Origin of the sequence: Streptomyces caelestis (genome assembly GCF_014205255.1) — a bacterium.
GTDB classification, from domain to species: Bacteria; Actinomycetota; Actinomycetes; order Streptomycetales; family Streptomycetaceae; genus Streptomyces; species Streptomyces caelestis.
This window is the reverse complement of the sequence record NZ_JACHNE010000001.1, coordinates 3,635,118-3,658,665: the sequence shown is the minus strand read 5'-3', so window position 1 is coordinate 3,658,665 and position 23,548 is coordinate 3,635,118. Positions and strand designations below refer to the sequence as shown.

The 23,548-nt window shown below is 70.7% G+C and carries 24 protein-coding genes and 1 tRNA gene; 13 read left to right on the top strand and 12 right to left on the bottom strand.

Features of this window, described 5'->3' with window-relative positions; genetic code table 11:
* Positions 1–84: 84 nt before the first annotated feature.
* Complete coding sequence (locus HDA41_RS16495; RefSeq protein ID WP_184984708.1) at positions 85–240, top strand: hypothetical protein; 156 nt, start codon at positions 85–87, stop codon at positions 238–240.
* A 10-nt stretch (positions 241–250) separates the two neighbouring features.
* Here the strand turns inward: HDA41_RS16495 and HDA41_RS16490 are convergent, their stop codons facing one another.
* The 4 genes from HDA41_RS16490 to HDA41_RS16475 all read right to left on the bottom strand — a co-directional run bounded on the left by HDA41_RS16490 (position 251) and on the right by HDA41_RS16475 (position 4,568).
* Complete coding sequence (locus HDA41_RS16490; RefSeq protein WP_184984706.1) at positions 251–997, bottom strand: DUF6227 family protein; 747 nt, start codon at positions 995–997, stop codon at positions 251–253.
* A 180-nt stretch (positions 998–1,177) separates the two neighbouring features.
* Positions 1,178–2,395, bottom strand: a complete 1,218-nt coding sequence (locus tag HDA41_RS16485) for a L,D-transpeptidase (RefSeq protein ID WP_184984703.1) — start codon at positions 2,393–2,395, stop codon at positions 1,178–1,180.
* Between the two features lie 166 nt (positions 2,396–2,561).
* Entirely contained in the window at positions 2,562–3,602 is a 1,041-nt protein-coding gene (locus HDA41_RS16480; protein WP_184984701.1) for a P1 family peptidase, read from the bottom strand.
* A 57-nt stretch (positions 3,603–3,659) separates the two neighbouring features.
* Complete coding sequence (locus HDA41_RS16475) at positions 3,660–4,568, bottom strand: LysR family transcriptional regulator (RefSeq protein ID WP_184984699.1); 909 nt, start codon at positions 4,566–4,568, stop codon at positions 3,660–3,662.
* Positions 4,569–4,640: 72 nt separating this feature from the next.
* On the opposite strand from HDA41_RS16475, the gene HDA41_RS16470 reads away from it, so the two are divergent.
* Together HDA41_RS16470 and HDA41_RS16465 are read left to right on the top strand one after the other, a co-directional pair.
* Positions 4,641–5,030: a RidA family protein gene (locus HDA41_RS16470; protein ID WP_184984697.1), complete on the top strand. Its 390-nt coding sequence runs from the start codon at positions 4,641–4,643 to the stop codon at positions 5,028–5,030.
* Positions 5,031–5,124: 94 nt separating this feature from the next.
* Positions 5,125–5,304 (top strand): hypothetical protein, encoded by a 180-nt coding sequence (locus HDA41_RS16465; RefSeq protein ID WP_184984695.1) that lies wholly within the window; start codon positions 5,125–5,127, stop codon positions 5,302–5,304.
* 25 nt (positions 5,305–5,329) lie between these two features.
* Here the strand turns inward: HDA41_RS16465 and mscL are convergent, their stop codons facing one another.
* From mscL to HDA41_RS16435, 6 genes are all read right to left on the bottom strand, one after another.
* Complete coding sequence (mscL, locus tag HDA41_RS16460) at positions 5,330–5,788, bottom strand: large conductance mechanosensitive channel protein MscL (RefSeq protein ID WP_184984693.1); 459 nt, start codon at positions 5,786–5,788, stop codon at positions 5,330–5,332.
* Positions 5,789–5,908: 120 nt separating this feature from the next.
* Positions 5,909–6,493: a CpaB family protein gene (locus HDA41_RS16455; protein ID WP_376706795.1), complete on the bottom strand. Its 585-nt coding sequence runs from the start codon at positions 6,491–6,493 to the stop codon at positions 5,909–5,911.
* A 130-nt stretch (positions 6,494–6,623) separates the two neighbouring features.
* Complete coding sequence (locus HDA41_RS16450; RefSeq protein WP_184984691.1) at positions 6,624–7,484, bottom strand: S-methyl-5'-thioadenosine phosphorylase; 861 nt, start codon at positions 7,482–7,484, stop codon at positions 6,624–6,626.
* Between the two features lie 77 nt (positions 7,485–7,561).
* Positions 7,562–7,873, bottom strand: a complete 312-nt coding sequence (locus HDA41_RS16445) for an FmdB family zinc ribbon protein (protein ID WP_184984689.1) — start codon at positions 7,871–7,873, stop codon at positions 7,562–7,564.
* A 66-nt stretch (positions 7,874–7,939) separates the two neighbouring features.
* Positions 7,940–9,268 carry an MFS transporter gene (locus HDA41_RS16440; RefSeq protein WP_184984687.1) on the bottom strand — a complete coding sequence of 443 codons (1,329 nt, stop codon included), beginning with the start codon at positions 9,266–9,268 and terminating at the stop codon, positions 7,940–7,942.
* Between the two features lie 276 nt (positions 9,269–9,544).
* Positions 9,545–11,074, bottom strand: a complete 1,530-nt coding sequence (locus HDA41_RS16435; protein ID WP_184984685.1) for a potassium/proton antiporter — start codon at positions 11,072–11,074, stop codon at positions 9,545–9,547.
* 238 nt (positions 11,075–11,312) lie between these two features.
* On the opposite strand from HDA41_RS16435, the gene HDA41_RS16430 reads away from it, so the two are divergent.
* The gene (locus tag HDA41_RS16430; RefSeq protein ID WP_184984683.1) at positions 11,313–14,099 is read left to right on the top strand and encodes a penicillin acylase family protein; all 2,787 of its coding nucleotides are present in this window, start codon (positions 11,313–11,315) and stop codon (positions 14,097–14,099) included.
* 60 nt (positions 14,100–14,159) lie between these two features.
* On the opposite strand, the gene HDA41_RS16425 is transcribed toward HDA41_RS16430, so the two are convergent.
* Entirely contained in the window at positions 14,160–14,723 is a 564-nt protein-coding gene (locus tag HDA41_RS16425; RefSeq protein ID WP_376706794.1) for a 5-formyltetrahydrofolate cyclo-ligase, read from the bottom strand.
* Positions 14,724–14,879: 156 nt separating this feature from the next.
* Here HDA41_RS16425 and galU point away from each other — a divergent pair, with 156 nt between their 5' ends.
* The 7 genes from galU to HDA41_RS16390 all read left to right on the top strand — a co-directional run bounded on the left by galU (position 14,880) and on the right by HDA41_RS16390 (position 20,355).
* Positions 14,880–15,782, top strand: a complete 903-nt coding sequence (galU, locus tag HDA41_RS16420; RefSeq protein ID WP_184984679.1) for a UTP--glucose-1-phosphate uridylyltransferase GalU — start codon at positions 14,880–14,882, stop codon at positions 15,780–15,782.
* A gap of 4 nt (positions 15,783–15,786) precedes the next feature.
* A complete protein-coding gene (glp, locus tag HDA41_RS16415; RefSeq protein ID WP_184984677.1) occupies positions 15,787–17,124 on the top strand; it encodes a molybdotransferase-like divisome protein Glp in 1,338 nt (445 codons plus the stop codon).
* A 62-nt stretch (positions 17,125–17,186) separates the two neighbouring features.
* Positions 17,187–17,681, top strand: a complete 495-nt coding sequence (moaC, locus tag HDA41_RS16410) for a cyclic pyranopterin monophosphate synthase MoaC (RefSeq protein WP_184984675.1) — start codon at positions 17,187–17,189, stop codon at positions 17,679–17,681.
* Complete coding sequence (locus HDA41_RS16405; RefSeq protein ID WP_184984673.1) at positions 17,678–18,178, top strand: MogA/MoaB family molybdenum cofactor biosynthesis protein; 501 nt, start codon at positions 17,678–17,680, stop codon at positions 18,176–18,178. Before moaC ends, HDA41_RS16405 begins: the two co-directional genes overlap by 4 nt.
* Positions 18,179–18,201: 23 nt before the next feature.
* Entirely contained in the window at positions 18,202–18,822 is a 621-nt protein-coding gene (locus HDA41_RS16400; protein ID WP_230299613.1) for a GNAT family N-acetyltransferase, read from the top strand.
* A gap of 172 nt (positions 18,823–18,994) precedes the next feature.
* Positions 18,995–20,188: a divisome protein SepX/GlpR gene (gene sepX, locus HDA41_RS16395; RefSeq protein ID WP_184984671.1), complete on the top strand. Its 1,194-nt coding sequence runs from the start codon at positions 18,995–18,997 to the stop codon at positions 20,186–20,188.
* A 93-nt stretch (positions 20,189–20,281) separates the two neighbouring features.
* Positions 20,282–20,355: transfer RNA gene (locus HDA41_RS16390), tRNA-Ala, on the top strand.
* Positions 20,356–20,414: 59 nt separating this feature from the next.
* Here HDA41_RS16390 and HDA41_RS16385 read toward each other — a convergent pair.
* Entirely contained in the window at positions 20,415–20,891 is a 477-nt protein-coding gene (locus HDA41_RS16385) for a GNAT family N-acetyltransferase (RefSeq protein WP_184984670.1), read from the bottom strand.
* A 59-nt stretch (positions 20,892–20,950) separates the two neighbouring features.
* Between HDA41_RS16385 and HDA41_RS16380 the strand changes: the two genes are divergently transcribed.
* Positions 20,951–21,952 (top strand): hypothetical protein, encoded by a 1,002-nt coding sequence (locus tag HDA41_RS16380; protein WP_184984668.1) that lies wholly within the window; start codon positions 20,951–20,953, stop codon positions 21,950–21,952.
* A 743-nt stretch (positions 21,953–22,695) separates the two neighbouring features.
* Entirely contained in the window at positions 22,696–23,499 is an 804-nt protein-coding gene (locus HDA41_RS16375; RefSeq protein ID WP_184984666.1) for an exodeoxyribonuclease III, read from the top strand.
* Positions 23,500–23,548: the final 49 nt, after the last annotated feature.

Here is a 23,548-nt window from a genome sequence, read left to right as displayed (position 1 = left end):
TGAGCCGTTCACGCCACCTGCGAGATAGATCACGAAAATCACGGCCCGGGACAGAAGTCCCGGGCCGTGGTGTCTACTGGTCGCATGCCTGAGCACGTCTCCCGGTGGCCCGAGGGCCACTCCCTCCCCGCCCTCCCGCAACAGCGGCAGACAGGTCACCGGTCGGAGTCCGTGGAGCTGACCCCGGAGGAGAGAGGCGCCTTCGCCGAGCTGGTGCGCCAACTCGGCGACAGGCACTAGTGCTGCGGCATCAGGAGAGCTGCGCCGCCCGCCGCTCCATCGCCTCGCGCGCCGCGTCCTCGCTGGCGTACACCTCGCACATGTGCCGGCCGTCCGGCGTCGCCGTGTGCTCCACCTCCCAGAGGGAGACCTCCGCGCCGTCGCGCAGCAGGAACGCGTGCTCGTAGAGCGAGTAGCCCAGCCCCGCCCGGCCCGCGCGGCAGGGGCGGCCGAAGGCCTGGGTGATCTGGTGACCGGACGCCGTGGCCAGCAGGGCCGCCGTGTCGTCGCCCGGGCGGTCCGCGTTCTCCGCGCGGCGCAGTAAACGCCGCGCGTGGTCCGCGGAGTCGTCCCGGGCGTAGGCGTGCCGGGGCGTGGGGACCGGGGACAGCTGCACCGTGACCGGCAGTTCGAAGTCAGGTGTGTCCGGCGGCAGCGGCAGACGCGTGGTGGCGGCGCGCAGTTCCTCCTCGTCGACGTACACCTCGTGCTGCGGCTCGCTGCCCGGTGCGGTGTTGTGGACGAGCTCCCAGAGCGTGAGTGCCGAACCGTCGGCGAGCAGCCACGTGTGCCGGTACGTCTCCCGGTGCAGGCCCGCGCTGTGGTGCGCCGAGTGCAGCGAACCGTCGTGCGCCAGCGCGCAGTCCAGCCGCCTCATCGTCTCGTCCGGCAGCTCGAAGGAGTTCAGGGCGCGGCCGAGGAGTCGCGCGAGGTGCTCCTCCGGAGACTCGGGCGAGTCGTGGGGTTCGTACGCTGCCGTCTCGTACGGAACGCTCAAGGTTTCTCCCGGCGTCGCTGCATGTCACCTTGTGGGTGCATACGGTAGCCCCTCGGTCGGACATCATGTCCGGGAACCGAGAAAACGTACGTCCAGGAAAACGCGCGGGCCGCGCGAAAAGTTCCCGCGCGGCCCGGTCGGTCCGTCAAAAGCCCCAGATGGGGAGGTCGTTCATCCGCTTTACGAGGAGCTGCCCGCGACCCACTGGCTCCAGTCCATGTTCCAGCCGTTGAGCCCGTTGTCCGGCGCCACCGTCTTGTCGGGGGAGTTCTTGACGACCACCACGTCCCCGATGAGCGAGTTGTCGTAGAACCACTTGGCGGGCGTGCTGCCCCCGGCGCCCTGGACGTCCGCCAGGCCCACGCAGCCGTGGCTGGTGCCCTGGCGGCCGAAGGGCGGATTGCCCTTGTTGTACCAGTAGTTGCCGTGGATGAACGTGCCGGACGTCGTCAGGCGCATCGCGTGCGGCACGTCCGGGATGTCGTACTCACCGCCGAGCCCGACCGTCCGGCTGTTCATCCGGGTCTGCACGAACTTCTCGGAGATCACCATCTGCCCGTTGTACGTGGTGTGTTCCGGGCTGCCCGCCGAGATCGGGATCGTCTTGAGGGTCTGGCCGTCCCGCACGACCGTCATGGTCTGCGTGTTGACGTCGACCGTGGAGACCTGCGAGCGCCCGACGGTGAAGGTGACCGTCTTCTTCTGCACGCCGTAGACGCCGTTCGTGCCCTCGACCCCGTCCAGGTCGATCTTCATCGTGACCTCGGAGCCGGCCTTCCAGTACGCCTCGGGCCGGAAGTCGAGCCGCTGCGCGCCGAACCAGTGCCCGACGACCTTCTGCCCGCTGCTGGACGTGACCGTGATGTGCGACTGCACGTCCTTGCGGTTCGTGATGGCCTTGTCGAAGGTGAACGACACCGGCATGCCCACCCCGACCGTGGTGCCGTTGTCCGGCGTGTACGTCCCGATGAAGCTGTTCGCCGTGGTGACCGTCGTGAAGATGGAGTTCGCGGCGGCCGTACGGCCCTTCGTGTCCTTGGCGGTCGCCGATATCCGGTACTTCGTGCCGCGCTCCAGCTGCTCCTTCGGCTTCCAGGCCTTGCCGTCGGAGGAGATCGAGCCAGGTACGGCCTGATCGCTGCCCGCCACCGTCATCTTCACGTCGGTCAGCTTCCCGTCGCTGACCTTGACGCCGGTCGCGTTGATGGAGGCGCCGGTCGAACCGTCCTTCGCCGAGATGGCGATCTTCGCGACGGACGTCTTCGCCGAGCCGTCACCGCCCTTGGCGTCGTCCTTGGCGGTGGCGCTGCCACCGCAGGCGGTGAGCGTCAGGGCGCCGACCATCAGGGCGGCACAGGCCCCCAGTGTGCGCCGCGCTGCAATGTCCGGCGTTGTCACGGGCTGCTCCCAGTTCGAGTGATGTGCGTGGTCCGCTCCAGTACGTGGGAGAAGAGGGGCCGGGCGGCCGGTCGGGTTGCGTCCGACCGCCATGAGCGACATCACCGTTACAAGGCGGGGACAATGTCCGGCACTGCCGGGGAGCCGCAGTGCGGTGCCCGCCCGCTCAGCGGCCCGCGTACAACTCCCCGTACGACGGCCACGCCCCGCCCGGACCGTCGACCGGCTCCGCGGCGCGCACGGCCCGCACGATCGCCCGGGTCACGACGTCCGCGCCCGCGGCGAGGATCTCGTTGAGCGCGAGCGGGTTCGCGGGGTCCAGGGCGCGGTCCCCGGTCGCCAGCGCGAAGACCGTGTCCCCGTCGTTGAGGAGGTGCACCGGCCGCACCGCGCGGGCGATGCCGTCGTGTGCCGTGCCGGCCAGCTTCTGCGCCTGCGCCTTGGACAGGTCCGCGTCCGTGGCGACCACCGCGAGCGTGGTGTTGAGGGGCGGAGGCGCGCTCCGCGCGGCCGTCTCGGCGAGGCGCCGCCGCGCGGCCTCGTGCACCCGCGCCGGCGGGTACTCCACCCGCCCCTGGAAGAACTCCCCGTACAGCACCCCCGTCTCCGGATCCAGCACCGCCCCCGCCGCGTTGGCCACCACCAGCGCGGCCACCGTGATCCCCGAGCCGAGCACGGTGCTCGCGCCGCCGACGCCCCCCTTGACTACCCCGACCACCGCCCCCGTGCCGGCGCCCACACATCCCTCGGGCACCGGTGCGCCGAGCTCGCTCGCCGCGGCCGCCACGACCGCCGCACGGCCGGTGGCCGCGTCCGGCCGGGCCCGGAAGTCCCCGCCCCGCCCCAGGTCGAAGACGCAGGCGGCGGGCACCACCGGCACGACATGCGCCGGGTCCGCCCCGACACGGATCCCGCGCCCCCGTTCCTCCAGCCAGGCCATCACCCCCGAAGCCGCGTCGAGCCCGTAGGCACTGCCGCCGGTCAGCACGATCGCCTCGACCTTCCGCACCACGTTGCGCGGATCGAGCGCGTCCGTCTCCTTGGTACCGGGACCACCGCCCCGCACGTCCACGGCGGCCACCGCCCCGCCCTGCGGGGCCAGTACCACCGTGGTGCCGGTGAGCCAACCGTCGCCGGCGCGTGTCGCGTGCCCCACGCGCAGGCCGGAGACATCCGTCAGAGCGTCCACCAGAGCGTCAACTGTCATGGCGCCCAGTCTCGTCCAGGCCCCGGCCCCGCGGGCGTACCGAGCCGGTCGGCGACGTCAGCCCTGGCCCCTCAGGCCTTGGCCGGCCATCGCCAGCAGCTGTGCGACCAGAGGGCTTTGGTCGTTTCTGCGCCAGGCGACGGCGACTCGCGTGCGGGCGGCGCTGGGCTCGATCCTGCGGAAGGTGACGCCCTTGAGGCGGATGTGCCGGATGCTCGCCGGGGCGAGGGAGATGCCCAGGCCGGTTCCCACCAGGGCGCACACGGTCTGCCACTCCACTGCGTGCTGGGCCACCTGGGGTGTGAAACCCGCCGCGGTGCAGAGGCCGGTGATCTGGTCGTACAGGTGCGGGCCGACCGCGCGGGGCAGGAGCACGAAGGGCGATTCCGCCAACTGTGCGACGTGCACTGCCCGTTGGGCGGCCAGCGGGTGGGTGGACGGCAGCACGGCCACGAACGGCTCGCTGAGTACCGTCTTGAAGCCGAGCTCTGTTTCGTCGGTGGGGGGTTCGCGCAGCAGACCGACGTCGATGATCTTGTCGTGCAGGGCAGCGATCTGCGGTGCGGTGGTCATCTCGTGGATGTCCAGGTGCACGTCGGGGAACTGTTGCCGGAAGGTGCGCAGCAGGCCGGGCAGGACGGTCAGTGCGAGGGAGGCGGCGAAGCCGATCCGTAGGCGGCCGGCCCGGCCGCTGCCGACGGCGCGGGCTGCCTCCAGGCCGTCCGCGAGGTCGGTGAGGGCCCGCCGCGCGGCGGGCAGCAGTTCGCGGCCTGCTGGGGTGAGGGTGACGCGTCCCGGTTCGCGGCTGAACAGCGCGTGGCCGACCTTGTCCTCCAGGCGGCGGATCTGTTGGCTCAGCGGTGGCTGGGCAATGCCCAGACGGGCTGCCGCGTGTCCGAAGTGGAGTTCCTCCGCGAGTACGACGAACGCGTGCAGCTGCTGCAGGGGGAGTTCGGGGCGCTCCATACCTCCAGAGATATCAGACCATTCCTGTAGCTGTATTAGACGTATCAGTGCTGGTCACCTAGCGTTCGGCGCATGAGAGAGCGACGTGCGATCCTCAGTGGCTCGACCTTCGAGGAGCAGATCGGATATGCCCGTGCCGTGGTCGACGGCGACTGGGTGCATGTGTCCGGGACGACCGGGTTCGACTACGCCACGATGACGATCTCCGACGACGTGGTGGAGCAGACCGAGCAGTGCCTGCGCAACATCGGCGCCGCGTTGGCCGAGGCGGAGTGCACCTTCGCCGACGTGGTGCGGGTGCGTTATCTGCTGCCTGACCGCGAGGACTTCGAGCCCTGCTGGCCGGTTCTGCGCCGCTGCTTCGGCGATGTTCGGCCGGCTGCCTCGATGCTCATGTGCGGCCTCGCCGACCCCCGAATGAAGATCGAGATCGAGGTGTACGCGCGGCGGGCTCTCGCATGACAGCGCGCGGCGCGCTCTGGGGGCCGGGGGCGGGGTGCCGGGCCCGCCGGAGGGGACCGGCGGGGGAATGTCCCCGCGACCGTACCCTGGACCCATGAGCACCGCCCCCGATCCCGAGCCGCCCGCGCCGAAGCCCGCGCTGGTCTTCGACGACCCGCTCGACCAGCAGTCCTCCGACGACACCGACCGCGGCTGGGGCGAGCGCTCCGACGCCGGCGGCGGCGCGGCCGACCTCAAGCGCTTCCTCGACGAGAAGCCGCCCCACCACCTCTGAGCCGGCCGGGCGACCGCCCGTAGCGCTACTGCCGGTCGTGCCCGGAACCGCGCTGTGCGACCAGCGCGTCCCGGATCTCCTTGAGCACCTCCAGCTCGGTCACCTCGATGACCTCCTGCGCGCCCTCCTTCGCCTTGCGGCGGGCCTCCAGCCGGGCCAGGTACTTCGCCATCGGCAGGACCATCAGGAAGTAGACGACCGCCGCGGTGATCACGAAGCTCAGCGTGGCGCCGAGGACGGAACCCCACAGGATCCGGATGCCCTCCTCGCCCTCGCACGTCGAGCTCAGACACGAGCTGTAGTGGTCGAGGTTCTTGGTCCCGATGGCTCCGACGACGGGGTTGATGATCCCCTTCACCACGGCGTTGACGATGTTGGTGAAGGCGGCGCCGATCACCACCGCCACCGCCAGATCGACGACGTTCCCGCGCATCAGGAAGGCCTTGAAGCCCTCCAAGACGCTCGGTTCCTTCTTCTCGCTCACCTCGGGGTCTCTCCTCGCACCAGCAGCTTGTGGAACAAAACGCTCCGTAACCTACGTCAACGTTGCGCCGAACGGAGCACCTGGGTCCCTCGAACGAGGGGCTTGACGGGACCGTGCACGTCACCACAGCGTCACCGCCAACCGCGCGGTGGCGCTCGCACCGGCCAGCCGGGCCGCCGTGGCACGCGGCACCGACAGCACGACCAGCGCCCCTCCGTCGCTCGCGCCCTCCAGCGGTTCCGGCACCTTCGTCACCCTGGCTCCGCGCGCGACCACCCGGGCATCACCGCCCGACACCGTCTCCTCGGCGGCGATGACGTCGACCCGGTCGCCGGGCCGCAGCAGCCGCACGGTGGCCGCGTCGGCGATCCGGACCGGAGCCGTCACCGCCCCCACGGCACGACGCGTCCGCACGGGCTGCTCTCCGGACACCGGGGCCGCGTGCGCGGGAGGCTGCGCACGGGGATGCCCACGGGCACCGTCGGCGCCCCGCGGTCCGGCCGCGACCAACGCGGTCGCGGTGACCGCGAGCCCCACGGCAAGAGCCCGCCGCCGGTTCCGCAGGAACCGGCCGGCCCGCCCGCCGCGTACGCGCACCGGGTCGAAGCGCGGCACCTCACGCGCCGCCGGGATCTCGGGTCCGGGCGGGAGCGAGGCGGACGAAGGAGGCAGAAGAGACGCAGAAGGAGAGGGAGCGAAGGACACGGGAACCACCACCTGTGACGAGCGACCGGCTTTCGCTCCCCACGATGGGGCCTCCCACCACCGCCCGCTCAGGCCTGTGGACCTACCGCCGCCCTGTGGACAACTCCCTCACCCGAACGGCAAGTTCCGCCTACGGCAGCGCAAACCCCGGATCCATCCCGCCCAGCGCGTTCGCGCACAGACAGCCCCGCTCGTCCTCCCCCGGCAACCCGGCCACCGCGTCGAAGAGCACGTCCCGCAAACGGTCCACGTTCGCGGCGAAGACCCGCAGCACCTCGTCGTGCGAGACGCCCTCCCCGGTCTCGGCGCCGGCGTCGAGGTCCGTGACCAGGGTCAGGGACGTGTAACAGAGCTCCAGCTCGCGGGCGAGCGCCGCCTCGGGGTGGCCGGTCATGCCCACCACCGACCAGCCCTGCGCCTGGTGCCACAACGATTCGGCACGGGTCGAGAAGCGCGGCCCCTCGATGACGACCAGCGTGCCGCCGTCCACCGGCTCCCAGTCCCGGCCGCGTGCCGCCTTCAGCGCGACGGCCCGCCCGGCGGGGCAGTAGGGGTCGGCCAGCGACGCGTGCACCACGTTCGGCACCGTCCCGTCGGGCAGCGGCAGCCCGTCGAAGTACGTGTTCGCGCGGGACTTGGTCCGGTCGACGAACTGGTCCGGTACCAGGAGCGTGCCCGGCCCGTACTCGGGGCGCAGGCCGCCCACGGCGCAGGGGGCGAGCACCTGGCGGACGCCGACCGACCGCAGCGCCCACAGGTTGGCCCGGTAGTTGATCCGGTGCGGCGGCAGGTGGTGGCCCCGTCCGTGCCGGGGCAGGAAGGCGACGCGCCGGCCGGCGACCTCGCCGAGGAAGAGGGAGTCGCTGGGCGGCCCGTACGGGGTGTCGACCTGGACCTCGGTCACGTCGTCGAGGAAGGAGTAGAACCCGGAGCCGCCGATGACGCCGATCCCGGCGTTCCCCTTGTTCGCCACGTTCGCCTTGTTCGCCATGCCCGCACCCTAACCGCACGCGGAAACGCCGAGGACCCCGTTGCCGAAAGGCGACAGGGTCCCGTAAGAAACAGGCCTTACGCGGCGGTGCTGCTGCTGGTGGAGCTGCCGGTGCTCGACGACGACGCGCTCGAACCGGAGCCCGAGCCGGAGTCGGAGGACGACGACGAGGAGCTCGACGACTTCGACGCCGGGGAGCTGCTCGACGAGGAGCCGCGGCTGTCGTTCCGGTAGAAGCCGGAGCCCTTGAAGACAATGCCGACAGCCGAGAACACCTTCTTCAGGCGGCCCTGGCAGCTGGGGCACTCGGTGAGGGCGTCGTCGGTGAACTTCTGCACCGCCTCGAGGCCCTCGCCGCACTCGGTGCACTGGTACTGGTAGGTGGGCACTGTCTCCTCCTGGCACTCTCACTCGATGAGTGCTAACGACGATCCATCTTGACGTATTCCGGCCGTTCAGTCCACTGACACCGGCACGCGGTGACCCACGCCACGTGCGACGGTCCGGCCCTGGGCACGTCCCGCCAGCCGGGAACGCAGGGCCAGGAGGGTCGCCAGGGCGAGCACGGTGCCGCCCATCGGCACCAGGAAACCGGCGCCGTCCCGGAAGCGGTCCTCCAGCTGCCCGGCGACCGTGACGGCGGCCGCCTGGCCGAGTGCCACCGCGCCGGTCAGCCAGGTGAAGGCCTCGGTGCGGGCACCGGTCGGGACCAGGCTCTCGACCAGGGTGTAGCCGGTGATCAGGGCGGGCGCGATGCACATGCCGACCAGCAGGCCGAGCCCGGCGAGGACCGGCACCGAGTGGGCGGCCCACAGGCCCGACGCGGTGAGCGCGAGCGCCGTGTAGCCGACGACGAGACGCCGCTGCGGGGCCACCTTCCAGGCGATCGCGCCGCAGACGAGGCCGGAGATCATGTTGCCCGCGGCGAAGATCCCGTAGAGGACGCCGTTGAGGCCCGGTTCGCCGATCGACTCGGTGAACGCGGCCAGTGAGACCTGCATGCCGCCGAAGACGGTGCCGATGCCCAGGAAGGTCACGATCAGCACGCGCACCCCGGGGATCCGCAGTGCGGAACCGTGCTCCACGCGCGCGTGGCCACCGCCTCCGACCGAGGGCTGGGTGCTCTTCTGCGCGGCGAACACCAGACCGCCGACCAGGGTCAGCGACGCCTCCGTGACCAGCCCGGCGGCCGGGTCGACGGCCGTGCACAGGGCGGTGGCCAGCAGCGGGCCGACGACGAAGGTCAGTTCGTCCGTGACGGACTCGAAGGCCGCCGCGGTGGTCAGCAGCGGCGAGTCCTTGAGCTTCACGCCCCAGCGGGCCCGCACCATGGGCCCGACCTGCGGCACCGAGGCGCCGGTCGGGACGGCCGCCACGAACAGCGCCCACAAGGGGGCGCCCGTCAGCGCCAGTGCCGTCAGCGTCAGCCCGGACAGCGCGTGCAGCAGCACGCCGGGGACCAGCACGGCACGCTGCCCGTAGCGGTCGGCGAGGCGGCCGCTGTAGGGCGCGAACAGGGCCATGGAGACACCGGTGACGGCCGCGGCGGCGCCCGCCGCTCCGTACGAGCCGGTGGTGTGCTGCACCAGCAGCACGATGGAGATCGTCAGCATCGCGAACGGCTGGCGCGCGGCGAAGCCGGGGAGCAGGAACGTCCAGGCGCCGCGGGTGCGCAGCAGCCGGCCGTATCCCGGGCGGGCGGAAGCCGTCGATTTCTTCGAGGTCGTCGAGTTCTCCGAGGTCATCGAGTTCTTCGACTTCTTCGAGGTGACCGTGGACGCCACGGCCCGTGCCTTTCTGCCGCCTGGTAGCGCGGGCCCGTCAGCGGGCGGCGCCGAGAGCTGTCCTCTTGCGCGGAACTGCGGTAGATGCCGGGGCCCGGTGAGGAGGGGTGACCCGACCGCCATACGGTCGCGCCAGCTCTGCGTCAGGCAGAGTTGGTTCGATCTTGGGTAACGCCTTCATCGTACAGGCACCCAGTTTGGCCTGCCTGTGAAAAAGAGCACTGCGGGTGCGTCCACCTGCGAAACCAGGGCGACGGGAATGACGCAAAACCGCCCTTAACGGTCCGCCCCGTCCGTCCCCAGCCATCCCGCCAGCTTGCCGCCGTGGCTTACCGCGCGCAGCCGGCGTTCCGTCGCGTCCCGCACGGGATCCGTGGCCACGACGAGGAGCTCGTCCCCGCGTTGCAACACCGTCGTAGGAAGCGGAACGAATGATTCCGACTCGCGTACGACGAGCGTGACGGCGGCGCCGGGCGGCAGCCGCAGCTCGTTGACCTCCACACCGTGCATCTTCGACCCCTCGGGGATCGCCACGGACAGCAGATGCCCGCGCAGCCGCTCCAGCGGGGCCGATTCGATGCCGAGGTCGGCGGCCTCCGAACCGTCGCCCAGGCGCAGCTTGCGGGCCAGCCACGGCAGCGTCGGGCCCTGGACCAGGGTGTAGGCGACGACCAGGATGAAGACGATGTTGAAGATCCGGCGGCTCGCCTCCACGCCCTCCACCATCGGGATGGTCGCCAGGATGATGGGCACGGCCCCGCGCAGTCCGGCCCAGGACATGAGGGCCTGTTCCTGCCACGGCACCCGGAAGGGCCACAGGGACACCATCACGCTCAGCGGGCGCGCCACCATGGTCAGCACCAGCCCGATGACGAGCGCGGGCACGATGTCGTCGCCCAGCTCGTGCGGGGTGACCAGCAGGCCGAGCAGGACGAACATCCCGATCTGGGCCATCCAGCCGAGCCCGTCGGCGAAGCCGCGCGTGGCCGGCCAGTGCGGCAGCCGCGCGTTGCCCATCACCATCGCGGCGAGGTACACCGCGAGGAATCCGCTGCCGTGGGCCAGTGCGCCCGCCGCGTAGGCCACCACGGCGATGGCCATGACGGCGATCGGGTAGAGGCCGGAGGCCGGCAGTGCCACATGCCTCAGCCCCCAGGAGCCGAGCCAGCCCACCGCGAGCCCGATGGCCGCGCCGATGGCCAGCTCCAGCAGGATCACGCCCAGCAGCATGTACCAGTGCTCGACCGGGCCCGCCGTGGACAGGGACACCACGAGGATGACCACCGGGGCGTCGTTGAAGCCGGACTCCGCCTCCAGCGTGCCCGTCACGCGCGCGGGGAGGGGGATTTTCCGCAGCACGGAGAACACGGCCGCCGCGTCGGTCGAGGAGACGACCGCCCCGACGATCAGTGCCTGCCGCCACTCCAGGTCGATCAGGTAGTGCGCGGCCGACGCCGTCACCCCGACGCTCACCGCGACACCGGCCAGCGCCAGCACGGTGGCGGACGGCAGGGCCGGCTTGATCTCCTTCCACTTCGTGCCCAGACCGCCCTCGGCCAGGATCACGACCAGGGCCGCGTATCCGATGACCTGGGTCAGTTCGGCGTTGTCGAAGTGGATGTCGCCGATGCCGTCCTGGCCCATGGCGACGCCTATCCCCAGATAGACGAGCAGGCTGGGGAGCCCGCTGCGCGAGGAGATCCGTACCGCTGCGACGGCGACGAGCAGGACGAGCGAGCAGACGAGCAGGAGCTGGTTGAGGTGGTGAACAGTCAGCGGCCGAATCCTTCCCTGGCCCGCACGCACGCGCGCGTGGGCTCACGTACATGGCACATGACGCAGTGGCGCATCGCGCCAACTACTTCGTTACCTTACCTAACTCTTGACGATTTCTTGACGCTTCCGGGGGCGAGATCGAACGTTCGTCCGGGCCTGTTCTCGACTCCGCGTCAAGGGGCGCAAGACCCTGCGCCTATCGTTGCTCCAGCGCTCAGTTAAAAGCACAGCCGAACCTGCCGCTCGACTTAGGACAGCAAGGACAGCGATGCCCCCGAACACCACCGCCTCCACGGGTCAGCAGCCCGGCAAGTCCGGCAGGAGAAAGGGGCGCAAAGCACGTCTGTTCGTGCTCGTCCTGGTGCTGGCACTGATCGGAGGCGTCGCCTTCGGGGCGTACTGGTCCATCAGCACCGTCCGGGCCTCTTTCCCGCAGACCAAGGGCACCCTCACGCTCAAGGGCCTCTCGGGACCCGTCGAGGTCAAACGCGACGACTACGGAATCCCGCAGATCTACGCCTCCTCCGACGCGGACCTGTTCATGGCGCAGGGCTACGTCCAGGCGCAGGACCGGTTCTACGAGATGGACGTACGCCGTCACATGGCCGCCGGCCGGCTGTCGGAGATGTTCGGCAAGAGCCAGGTCGACAACGACGAGTTCCTGCGCACGCTCGGCTGGGAGCGGGTCGCCAAGCAGGAGTACGACACCAAGCTGTCGGCCGCCACGAAGAAGTACCTCCAGGCCTACGCCGAGGGGGTCAACGCCTACCTCCAGGGCAAGGACGGCAAGGACATCTCCCTGGAGTACCCGGCGCTCGGGTTCACCAACGACTACAAGCCGCAGAAGTGGAGCCCGGTCGACTCGGTCTCCTGGCTGAAGGCGATGGCCTGGGACCTGCGCAGCAACATGCAGGAGGAGATCGACCGCGCCCTGCTGACCAGCCGCCTCGGCCCGAAGCAGATCGCCGAGCTGTACCCGCGGTACCCGTACAGCCGGAACAAGGCGATCGTCCAGGAGGGCCAGTACGACGAGCTGACGGGCGCGTTCGAACAGGGCGGCACGAGCGGAACCGCCGGCACGGCGGGCACCGCAGGCACCGCGGGCACGGCCTCCGGTACGGCCGGCACGGCGTCCGGCACCGCCTCCGGCACCTCGGGCCTGGACAGCCAGCTCACCGGCCTCAGCGACGCCCTGAGCGATCTCCCGCCGGCCGTCGGCGTGAACGGCGACGGCATCGGCTCCAACTCCTGGGTCGTCCGCGGGGACCACACCATCACCGGCAAGCCGCTGCTGGCCAACGACCCGCACCTGTCGCCCTCGCTGCCGTCCGTCTGGTACCAGATGGGCCTGCACTGCCGCAGCGTCTCCAGCGCGTGCCAGTACGACGTCAGCGGCTACACCTTCGCCGGCATGCCCGGCGTGATAATCGGTCACAACCAGGACATCGCCTGGGGCATGACCAACTCCCGCGTCGACGTCACGGACCTCTACCTGGAGAAGATCACCGGCGACGGCTACCTCTTCGACGGCAAGGTCAGGCCCTTCGAGACGCGCGAGGAGACCATCAAGGTCGCCGGCGGCTCGCCCAGGAAGATCGTCGTCCGGGAGACGAACAACGGCCCCCTGCTGTCCGACCGCGCGGCGGAGCTCGTGAAGGTCGGCAGGAAGGCCACCGTCGACACCGCCGCACCCGACAGAGGCGACGGCTACGGCGTCGCACTGCGCTGGACCGCGCTTCAGCCGGGCACCACCATGGACGCCGTCTTCGCCATGAACAGGGCGAAGAACTGGACCGACTTCCGCAAGGCCGCCGCACTGTTCGACGTGCCCTCGCAGAACCTGATCTACGCGGACACCGAGGACAACATCGGCTACACCCTGCCGGGCAGGATCCCCATCCGCTCCCAGGACGACGACGGCTCCGTGCCGGCGCCCGGCTGGGACCCCAAGTACCGCTGGACCGGCTACATCGAGCAGGACGCGCTGCCGTACGAGTACAACCCGGAGCGCGGCTACATCGTCACCGCCAACCAGGCCGTGACCGACTCGGGCAAGTACCCCTACACGCTCACCGAGGACTGGGGCTACGGCACGCGCAGCCAGCGGATCACCGACCTGATCCAGTCGAAGATCAAGGACGGCGGCAAGATCTCCACCGACGACATGCGCCAGATGCAGCTGGACAACAGCAGCGAGATCGCCCGGCTGCTGGTGCCCACGCTGCTCAAGATCGACCCCGAGAACAAGGACGTCCGCGAGGCGCAGAAGCTGCTGGAGGGCTGGGACTACACCCAGGACACCGACTCGGCGGCCGCCGCCTACTTCAACGCGGTCTGGCGCAACATCCTCAAGCTCGCCTTCGGCAACAAGCTGCCCAAGGAGCTGCGGGTCAAGGGTCAGTGCCTGTGGGTGGAGCCGGTCAACGTCACCGGGCCCGCCGACGAGGCGGAGAAGGTGCGCGAGTGCGGCGAGCGCGACCCGGACCAGGCGCAGCCCGACGGCGGCGACCGCTGGTTCGAGGTGGTCCGCAAGCTGATGGACCAGCCGGACAGCGAGTGGTGGAAGACGCCCAAGGCGGGCACCCGCCCCGGCGCCGACAACCGCGACCAGCTGTTCCGGCGCGCGATGATCGACGCCCGCTGGGAGCTGACCGCCAAGCTCGGCAAGGACATCGACACCTGGACCTGGGGCCGGCTGCACCGCCTGTTCCTGAAGAACCAGACCCTCGGTATCGAGGGCCCCGGTTTCGTCCAGTACGCCCTCAACCGCGGCCCCTGGGAGCTCAGCGGCGGCCAGGCCACCGTCAACGCGACCGGCTGGAACGCGGCCGGCGGCTACGGCGTGGTGTGGGTGCCGTCCATGCGGATGGTCGTGAACCTCGGCGACCTCGACAAGTCCCGCTGGATCAACCTCAGTGGCGCCTCCGGGCACGCCTACAGCGCCCACTACGTCGACCAGACGGACAAGTGGGCCGACGGCGAACTGCTCCCGTGGTCCTTCTCGGACCGGGCGGTCGAGGACGGCACGACCGACAAGCTGGTGCTCAAGCCGTGAGCCGCTGACACCGGAAACCGAAAAGGGCCCTCCACGCGCGCGTGGAGGGCCCTTTTCGTGTCAGTCGGCCCGCTGCCCGAACCGCCGCACTCCCGACGGCGTCACCACCGCCCGCACCGGCCGGTCGTGGGGCTCGGCGGGCACGGACTCGACGACCTCGGTGTCGTAGAGCAGCACCACCAGCGCGGGACGCACCCCCGCCCGCTCCAGCCGCGCCAGCACCCGGTCGTACGAGCCTCCGCCGCGCCCCAGCCGCATCCCGCGCGTGTCGACCGCCAGCCCCGGCAGCAGCACGGCGTCGGCGGTGGTCACGGCGTCCGGCCCGATGCGCTCGCCCGCGGGCTCGAAAAGGGCCATCCTGCCGCCGTGTTGGACGCGCGCGAGGGAGCCCTCGCCCTCGTAGACGCCCCAGTCCAGGTCGTTGTCGGGCAGCAGCGCCGGAAGCAGGACGCGTACGCCCCGGGCGCGCAGCGCGTCCAGGAGCGCGCGTGTCCCCGGTTCGCTCCCCACGGAGACGTACGCCGCCACCGTGCCGGCCCGCGCCAACTCGGGCAGCTCCAGTGCCCGCCCGGCCAGCGCGGCCGAGGTTTCCCGCAGGTCATCCGCCGTCAACCTGTTCCTCATCGCGAGGAGATCGCGCCGCAAACTCCGCTTGTCAGGCTCGCCCGGACGTGCGATGTGCCTCAATGGTTGCTCCCGAACCGTTGCAATACGCTCATATGAGCGCCTATGAACCGGAGCCCCAGATTCCATGCAAAGGCACCGGATATGGTGGCGGGCATGACTCAGTCGCACCCTCGGATCAGCAAGGCTGTCATTCCCGCAGCAGGCCTCGGTACCCGGTTCCTGCCGGCCACCAAAGCCACTCCCAAGGAGATGCTGCCGGTCGTGGACAAGCCCGCGATCCAGTACGTGGTCGAGGAGGCCGTCGCCGCGGGTCTCGACGACGTCCTCATGGTGACGGGCCGCAACAAGCGCCCGCTGGAGGACCACTTCGACCGCAACTACGAGCTGGAGTCGGCGCTTCAGAAGAAGGGCGACGCCGGCCGCCTCGCCAAGGTGCAGGAGTCAAGCGACCTCGCGACCATGCACTACGTCCGCCAGGGCGACCCCAAGGGCCTCGGCCACGCCGTCCTGTGCGCCGCCCCGCACGTGGGCCACGAGCCCTTCGCCGTCCTCCTCGGCGACGACCTGATCGACCCCCGCGACCCCCTGCTCCAGCGCATGGTCGAGGTCCAGGAGCAGCGCGGCGGCAGCGTCATCGCGCTCATGGAGGTCGCCCCGGAGCAGATCCACCTCTACGGCTGCGCGGCCGTGGAGACCACCGAGGACAGCGACGTCGTCAAGGTCAGCGGCCTCGTCGAGAAGCCCGACCCGGCCGACGCCCCCTCGAACTACGCGATCATCGGCCGCTACGTCCTCGACCCGCACATCTTCGGCATACTGCGCCGGACCGAGCCGGGCCGCGGCGGCGAGATCCAGCTCACGGACGCCCTCCAGCAGCTCGCCGAGGACGAGAAGATCGGCGGCCCGGTGCACGGCGTCGTCTTCAAGGGCCGCCGCTATGACACCGGCGACCGCGGCGACTACCTGCGTGCCATTGTCCGGCTCGCGTGCGAACGTGAAGACCTGGGCCCGGACTTCCGGACCTGGCTTCGCAGGTACGTAGCCGAGGAGATGTAGCACGTTGAGCAGCGCCGCGCCCCCCGTCACCGGCCAGGACCACTCGGGCCCCGACCACCTGTGGTCGGTGGAGGAGCACCTGGAGGACATCCTCGCCACCGTCCGGCCTCTGGAACCCATCGAGCTGCATCTGCTCGACGCCCAGGGCTGCGTCCTCGTCGAGGACATCACGGTGCCGGTGTCCCTGCCGCCCTTCGACAACAGCTCGATGGACGGCTACGCGGTACGGGTCGCGGACGTGGCGGGCGCGAGCGAGGAGTTCCCGGCGGCCCTGGAGGTCGTCGGGGACGTCGCCGCGGGCCAGGCCGAGCTGCTCCACGTGGGCCCCGGCCAGGCCGCCCGCATCATGACGGGCGCCCCGCTGCCGCCCGGCGCCGAGACGGTCGTGCCCGTCGAGTGGACCGACGGCGGGCTCGGCGAGGGCCCGGTGCGCGGCATGCGCGCCCGCAGCCTCGGCCCCGAGGGCGCCGCGGGACACGTGCACGTGTACCGCCCGGCCGAGGCCCGCGCCCATGTGCGCGCCAAGGGCAGTGACGTGAAGGCCGGCGACCGCGCCCTGGAGGCCGGCACGATCCTCGGCCCGCCCCAGATCGGCCTGCTCGCCGCGATCGGCCGCGGCACGGTCCGCGTGCGCCCGCGTCCGCGCGTGGTGGTGCTCTCCACCGGCAGCGAACTCGTCCAGCCCGGAGCGGAACTGGGCACGGGGCAGATCTACGACTCCAACAGCTTCGCCCTCACCGCCGCCGCCCGTGACGCCGGCGCCATCGCCTACCGCGTGGGCGCCGTCGCCGACGACGCCGAGACCCTGCGCTCCACCATCGAGGACCAGCTGGTCCGCGCCGACCTGATGGTCACCACCGGCGGCGTGAGCGTCGGGGCGTACGACGTCGTCAAGGAGGCCCTGTCCCACGTCGCCGACGAGGACGAGGCGGGCAGCGGCATCGAGTTCCGCAAGCTCGCCATGCAGCCCGGCAAACCCCAGGGCTTCGGCTCCATCGGCCCCGACCACACCCCGCTGCTGGCCCTGCCCGGCAACCCGGTGTCGTCGTACGTCTCCTTCGAACTGTTCGTCCGCCCCGCGATCCGCGCCCTCATGGGCCTTGAGGACGTCCACCGGCCGACGACCCGGGCGACCCTGACCGCGGACAAGGCGCTGACCTCCCCGAAGGGCCGCCGCCAGTTCCTGCGCGGCACGTACGGCGACGGACGGGTGACCCCGGTCGGCGGCGCCGGATCCCACCTGGTCGCGGCCCTCGCCCACGCCGACGCGCTGATCGTCGTCCCCGAGGACACCGAGTCCGTCGAGCCCGGCGCCGAGGTCGAGGTGATCCTGCTCGGCTGAGAGGCGCTGGTTGGGGGTACCGTGTCGCGCACAGCAGGCCCGGACCGGGAGCGCCACACAGCATGAGCACGCAGGACCCCCCTACGCAGGACCGCCTGACGCACATCGACGAGGCGGGCGCCGCCCGCATGGTCGACGTGTCCGAGAAGGACGTGACCGCGCGCACCGCCCGCGCCAGCGGACGTGTCCTCGTCTCGCCCCGCGTGATCGAACTGCTGCGCGGCGAGGGCGTCCCCAAGGGCGACGCCCTCGCGACCGCGCGGATCGCCGGGATCATGGGCGCCAAACGCACCCCCGACCTGATCCCGCTCTGTCACCCCTTGTCGGTGTCCGGTGTGAAACTGGACCTGTCGGTCGCGGACGACGCGGTGGAGATCCTGGCCACCGTGAAGACGACGGACCGCACGGGCGTCGAGATGGAGGCCCTCACCGCGGTCTCCGTCGCCGCGCTCACCGTGATCGACATGGTCAAGGCGGTCGACAAGGGAGCGGTCATCACGGACGTACGGGTGGAGGAGAAGACGGGCGGCAAGTCGGGCGACTGGAGCCGGTCATGACCTACCGCGCTCTCGTCGTCACCGCCTCCAACCGGGCCGCCGCCGGCATCTACGAGGACAAGGGCGGCCCGCTGATCGCGCACGGCCTGAAGGGCTTCGGCTTCGAGGTCGACGGCCCCCAGGTCGTCCCCGACGGCGACCCGGTGGAGGCGGCCCTGCGGGCCGGTGTCGAGACCGGCTACGACGTCATCGTCACCACCGGCGGCACGGGCATCTCGCCCACCGACCGCACGCCCGAGGCGACGCGTCGGGTGATCGACCACGAGGTCCCGGGCATCGCCGAGGCCATCAGGGCGTTCGGCCGTCAGAAGGTGCCGACCGCGGCGCTCTCCCGGGGCCTGGCCGGAGTGGCGGGCGGGACGCTGATCGTCAACCTGCCCGGCTCCAGTGGCGGCGTGAAGGACGGACTGGCGGTGCTGGAGCCGCTGCTGGTCCACGCCGTCGAGCAGCTCCGCGGCGGTGACCACCCCAGACCCGGCAGTGGGGGTGCGAGCTGAACAGCCCATCCTGGCCCGTCGAGCTGGTGGACGGCGACATCGTCCTCAGGCCGATAAAGCTGCGCGACCAGCGGGCGTGGCGCGAGGTCAACCGGCGCAACCGCGACTGGCTGCGCCCCTGGGAGGCGACCATTCCGCCGCCTACGCCCGGCGGGCCGCTGACGCACCGGCCGACCTTCCGCCAGATGGTCCGCCACCTCAGGTCGGAGGCGAACGCGGGCCGGATGCTGCCCTTCGTCATCGAGTACCAGGGGCGGCTGGTGGGGCAGTTGACCGTGGCCGGAATCACCTGGGGCTCGATGTGCTCGGGGCATGTCGGCTACTGGGTGGACGAGGCGGTGGCCGGCCGCGGGGTGATGCCCACGGCGGTGGCGCTCGTCACGGACCACTGTTTCCGCACGGTCGGGCTGCACCGCATCGAGGTCTGCATTCGCCCCGAGAACGGGCCCAGCCGCCGAGTGGTGGAGAAACTCGGATTCCGCGAGGAGGGGCTCAGGCCGCGCTATCTCCACATCGACGGGGCCTGGCGCGACCACCTCGTCTTCGCGCTCACGGCGGAAGAGGTGCCGGACGGGTTGCTGAGGCGCTGGCACCGGGCACGATCGGAGAGTAATCCGGGAATGCGGCACCATCCCGGAAATTGAATACTTGTTCGAAATTGATCGGCCGGTGACCGTCTCGGGGCAATGCATTCCCGGCCTCGGTGGTCTGCTGATCGCATCGGTCACAAAAAAAGTTCGAAATATCAGCCAGATCGTGCGACACACCGGCTCAATTGGCAGATGGCCTCACGCAAACCCCTCTACCGTGTGAGGCGTGAGCAGCAGCGGCCTCATCTACGCAGTCATTGTCGGGGCCTGGGCCGCCTACTTGGTGCCGATGTGGCTCCGTAGGCAGGACGAGCTGAACGAGGCCCGTCCGACGGAACGCTTCAGCACCGCCATCCGGCTTCTGTCCGGAAAGGCGGCCATGGAGCGCCGGTACGCCAGGGACCTGCGGGCGCGCTCCACCGAGGAGGGGGAGCAGGGCGCCGACGACCTGGACGCCGTCACCGACTCGGTGGACGTCCGGGCCTTCGCCGTGTCCAAGACGCGTCCGCAGACCCAGGCACCCGTACCGTCGCCCGCCCCCGAGCAGCCGGCCCGCCCGGCGCCCGGACCGAACGCGGAGGGCGCCCGCGGGCGGCGACGTGTGCCCGTCGCCCGGCGCGACGCGTCGCCGCAGGCGAGCCAGGCGAGCCAGGCGGCCGCAGCGCGGGCCCGGCGCTCGAAGGTGCTCGCGCGCCGCCGGCGCACCACCATGATGCTCTTCCTCGCCTTCACCCTCGGCGCGATCGTCGCCGCGGTCGGGGGGCTGGCCTTCCTGTGGGCGCCCGGAGTGCCCGCCGTCATGCTCAGCGTGTACATCGCGTACCTGCGCTCCCAGGAGCGCCGCCGCTTCGCCTACCAGATGGACCGCCGCCGGGCCGAGGCCGCGGCGCAGCGGCTGCGGGAGCGCCAGCGGCAGCCCCGCCGGCGCGTCTCCGCCGACGAAGCGGCCGACGACCCGGAGGAAGGACCCGAGCCGGCGACCGACCCCGGCCTGTCGGCCCTCGCGGCGGACCGGCGCGCCCTCGTCGAGCAGACCGACCACGCCGAGTGGGTCGACCAGCAGCGCGAGCGGCAGCGGCGGCCGGGACAGGGCGACAGCTGGGAGCCGGTGCCGGTGCCCCTGCCGACCTATGTGACCGCACCCGTCGCACCCCGGGCCACCAGCGACGTGGACCTCGGAGCCCCCGACACCTGGAGCTCCGCGCGGTCCAGCACCGTCACCCCGGACCACGAGGACGGGGCGGTCCCCGCCGACAGCGCGGACCCCGACGGGGCGGAGCGGGCCCAGGAGAGGGCGGACGGCGACGGGCGCTGTGACGCCCGCCGCGCGGCCTCCGCACGGCGGGCACGGGAGCGCGGCCGCACGCCCCTGTTCGACCAGTACGAGGACGGGGACCGGCCCCGGGCCGCCAACGAGTAGCCCGCGAAGCCGCAGGTGACCGCCCCTCGGCCGCCCGTCGGGAACGGATTTCCAAGCAGGCCGATCGGGGTGCTAAAGTTTCACTCGTTGCAAGGGCCTGTGGCGCAGTCCGGTAGCGCACCTCGTTCGCATCGAGGGGGCCAGGGGTTCAAATCCCCTCAGGTCCACGCAGCTTCGAGCCCCTGTCGGCGAAAGCCGGCAGGGGCTCTGCTCTGTTCCCCAGCCTTCAGAGGCTCTTCGCGAAGCAGCGGCTCGACTCGTAGTGCCGGTAGTAGCCGAACTTGGCGCAGGGCTCGTAGCCGCCGGACGTGTACAGGGCTATGGCCTCGGGCTGCTTGAGGCCCGTCTCCAGGACCATGCGGGTGCGGCCGGCCGCGCGGGCGTCCTCCTCCAGGGCGGCCAGGATGCGGCGGGCGAGGCCCCGGCCGCGCATCTGGTCGATCACGTACATGCGCTTGACCTCGGCGTCGCCGTCCAGATTGCCCTCGTCGTTCGCGTCCTGAGCCCGCCAGCCGCCCGAGGCGACGGGGGTACCGAACTCGTCGTACGCGATCAGGTAGATGCCGTTCGGCGGCTCGAAGTCCGACACGGCCATGACCGTCGCGTCGCCGTCGTCCCCGTAGCGGACGGCGTACTCGGCCTGGACCTGGTCGTTCAGTTTCACGGCGTCGGGGTGGTCGAAGGAGACCCGGCGTATGTGCATGGCCGTACCGTATGCGATCCGGAACTGGACCTCGTCCAGTGTGCCGGTATTGTGCCCGGGTGCTCACTGTGACCTCGATCAACGTGGGTAACTCTGCGTCTGACATGCGGCAGGCGGCCCATGCCGGTAGTGATCTATTGATCAGCCGACCCGCGAGGTGCCGTTTCACCTTCGACGAGGCATTCCGCTCCGATCCCGACGGTGTCCGGAGTGTGCGTACCAGCACAAAGATCGATGAGGGCCCTGGCCGGATCGCGATGCCACCGGAACCCCAGCCGGATCCGTCAGCGGCGCTCGGCCTCGTCGGCGTCGATCCAGTACCCGCTTGTCCACCGGCCCCAAGCTACGACGGCAGAAGCTTTCTGTACGGCGTCAAGGAACGCCCCGTACGTGTAGGAGCTGGTGGCGACGGCGAGCGCGGAGCCGACACCAACGGCGGTTCGGGGATGCTGGCGACGTCGACGGTGAACGGGGCTGCGGTGGCGAGGCCGATCATGGTTTGCACTTTGGTGCGCCGGAATGTTCCTGCGGAGTGCCGACCAGCCATGCACGATGACTCGCTCGCTCAGCGCGGCCATGGCGCGCCTGATCGGCGCTGGCGTATCTTCCGACGCATGAGTGAACAGCCGTCCACGCATAATGAGTTGAGGGGCAACGTCAGAGGCCCGGTGGTGCAGTCCGGCGCCATCCATGGCGACGTGGTGTTCAACTCACCTGCCGCGCCGCGGGATCCCGAGTCGGTGGAGGTGGACCGCCGCTGGGATGCGCGGCGGCAGCGCATCCTCGACGCGGAGGACGCTCAGAGGGCAGAGTCGCAGCGCAGAGCCCATCAGTATGTGCGTGTCTGCCGTCGCAAGCGGCGCATCAACGCAGTCTTGCTGCTGGTAGCGGGCGTGACGTTGACGCTTGGGCTCATGCAGGTAGTGCCCGAACTTTACGCAGCCGTGGGAGCCTTGTACGGGGCTGTCTCGGTGATCGGATGGGCCCGATGCACACTGATCATCAGAAATTGGGACGCGGGGCGAACGATCAGGGTCCCGCGGTCGCGGTGGAGGTGGTGACCAGGCGAAGCCACACGGGCGAGCGGAGTGCACGGCGTACCGCAAGGCATGGGGGCTCCGGTCGTCGCAGTATCCCTCGGCGCGGTGAGCAGTCCCTCGCACGACTCGTGTAGGAGAAGGCGGCCGACGGCGAACACGCTCGACACGGAACGGATGCCGTCGGCGACGTCGTTCATGGCGTGGGCGAGGCATGAGTGCCCGTCCTGCCGCAACTGGCTGCGAAGACTCGCGGCGCTGGTGTCGATACAGGCCACTCCCGGGACACCTCATGCGGACGCGTGGGTGATGGGCGGGGTGGCTTCGTCGAGGTGGCTGACGGGCTGCACCGGTTCGGAGTGGTGGCGACCAGCGGATAGTGGCGGCGTACAGGGGCGCGGGTTCCGTCCTCGAGGAGCTGCCCGCGGTCGCCGCCAGTCGATTCCCACCGGGGGATGCGGTCGGCGGCCCCAACGCCCATGGACAATCTGGGGCCGGTCATGGGGCGGTGTTGTTCACGCCGTGAGGTATTGGCGGCTTCTGCCGCCGTTCGGCGTACGGCGGGGCGCGCGGCTGGCATACGTGCTGGCCACGCTGTTGGTCGGGCCGGTATGGCCTAGTGTTCGCCGTCACGTCCGCCACCCAGACGGATGATGGTCGTCTGCGGCGAGGCGCATCCGTGTGGGAGACGGACCCTTGGGCGCCAGCAAGGGAGGGCGCTGCCGTCCAGTAACGTGCCTGAGTCTTCCTGTGCTCTGGAGAGTGTTTTGCTCACTGTGACCTCTGTGAATGTGAATGGGCTGCGTGCCGCCGCGAAGAAGGGCTTCGTGGAGTGGCTCGCGCGGACCGACGCCGATGTGCTGTGCCTCCAGGAGGTGCGCGCCGAGCCGGAGCAGTTGCCCGAACACGTCCGCGACCCCGAGGGCTGGCACGTGGTGCACGCGCCGGCCGCCGCCAAGGGGCGGGCCGGGGTGTCCCTGTACACCCGGCGTGAGCCCGACCGGGTCCGGGTCGGGTTCGGCTCCGCCGAGTTCGACGGCAGTGGGCGGTATGTGGAGGCCGAGCTGCCGGGGGTCACCGTCGCCTCCCTGTATCTGCCCTCGGGTGAGGTCGGCACCGAGCGGCAGGACGAGAAGGAGCGCTTCATGGGCGAGTTCCTCGCCTATCTGAAGGGGCTTCGGGAGCGGGCCGCCGCCGAGGGGCGCGAGGTGCTCGTCTGCGGTGACTGGAACATCGCCCACCAGCGGGCCGACCTGAAGAACTGGCGCGGCAACACCAAGAACTCCGGGTTCCTGCCCGAGGAGCGGGAGTGGCTGTCCAAGGTCTTCGGTCCCGCGGACGGCGGGTACGTCGATGTCGTGCGTGCGCTGCACCCGGATGTGGAGGGGCCGTACACATGGTGGTCGTACCGGGGGCGCGCCTTCGACAACGACGCGGGATGGAGGATCGACCTGGCTGCGGCCACGCCCGGCCTTGCGGGGCGGGCTGTCAAGGCGATCGTGGAGCGAGCGGTCAGTCATGAGGAGCGGTGGTCGGACCATGCTCCTGTGACCGTGGTCTTCGAACAGTGACGGGCATGGCGCGGGAGCTCCCAGCGCCATAGCCCCCGGCAGCGCCCGC

What these genes read in the sequence shown, in the direction of transcription:
- HDA41_RS16495 (WP_184984708.1), top strand. Translation starts at nt 85, where the DNA reads ATGCCTGAGCACGTCTCCCGGTGGCCCGAGGGCCACTCCCTCCCCGCC.
- HDA41_RS16480 (WP_184984701.1), bottom strand. Translation starts at nt 3,602, where the DNA reads ATGACAGTTGACGCTCTGGTGGACGCTCTGACGGATGTCTCCGGCCTG.
- HDA41_RS16475 (WP_184984699.1), bottom strand. Translation starts at nt 4,568, where the DNA reads ATGGAGCGCCCCGAACTCCCCCTGCAGCAGCTGCACGCGTTCGTCGTA.
- HDA41_RS16470 (WP_184984697.1), top strand. Translation starts at nt 4,641, where the DNA reads ATGAGAGAGCGACGTGCGATCCTCAGTGGCTCGACCTTCGAGGAGCAG.
- HDA41_RS16465 (WP_184984695.1), top strand. Translation starts at nt 5,125, where the DNA reads ATGAGCACCGCCCCCGATCCCGAGCCGCCCGCGCCGAAGCCCGCGCTG.
- HDA41_RS16450 (WP_184984691.1), bottom strand. Translation starts at nt 7,484, where the DNA reads ATGGCGAACAAGGCGAACGTGGCGAACAAGGGGAACGCCGGGATCGGC.
- HDA41_RS16430 (WP_184984683.1), top strand. Translation starts at nt 11,313, where the DNA reads ATGCCCCCGAACACCACCGCCTCCACGGGTCAGCAGCCCGGCAAGTCC.
- HDA41_RS16425 (WP_376706794.1), bottom strand. Translation starts at nt 14,723, where the DNA reads ATGAGGAACAGGTTGACGGCGGATGACCTGCGGGAAACCTCGGCCGCG.
- galU (WP_184984679.1), top strand. Translation starts at nt 14,880, where the DNA reads ATGACTCAGTCGCACCCTCGGATCAGCAAGGCTGTCATTCCCGCAGCA.
- moaC (WP_184984675.1), top strand. Translation starts at nt 17,187, where the DNA reads ATGAGCACGCAGGACCCCCCTACGCAGGACCGCCTGACGCACATCGAC.
- HDA41_RS16405 (WP_184984673.1), top strand. Translation starts at nt 17,678, where the DNA reads ATGACCTACCGCGCTCTCGTCGTCACCGCCTCCAACCGGGCCGCCGCC.
- HDA41_RS16385 (WP_184984670.1), bottom strand. Translation starts at nt 20,891, where the DNA reads ATGCACATACGCCGGGTCTCCTTCGACCACCCCGACGCCGTGAAACTG.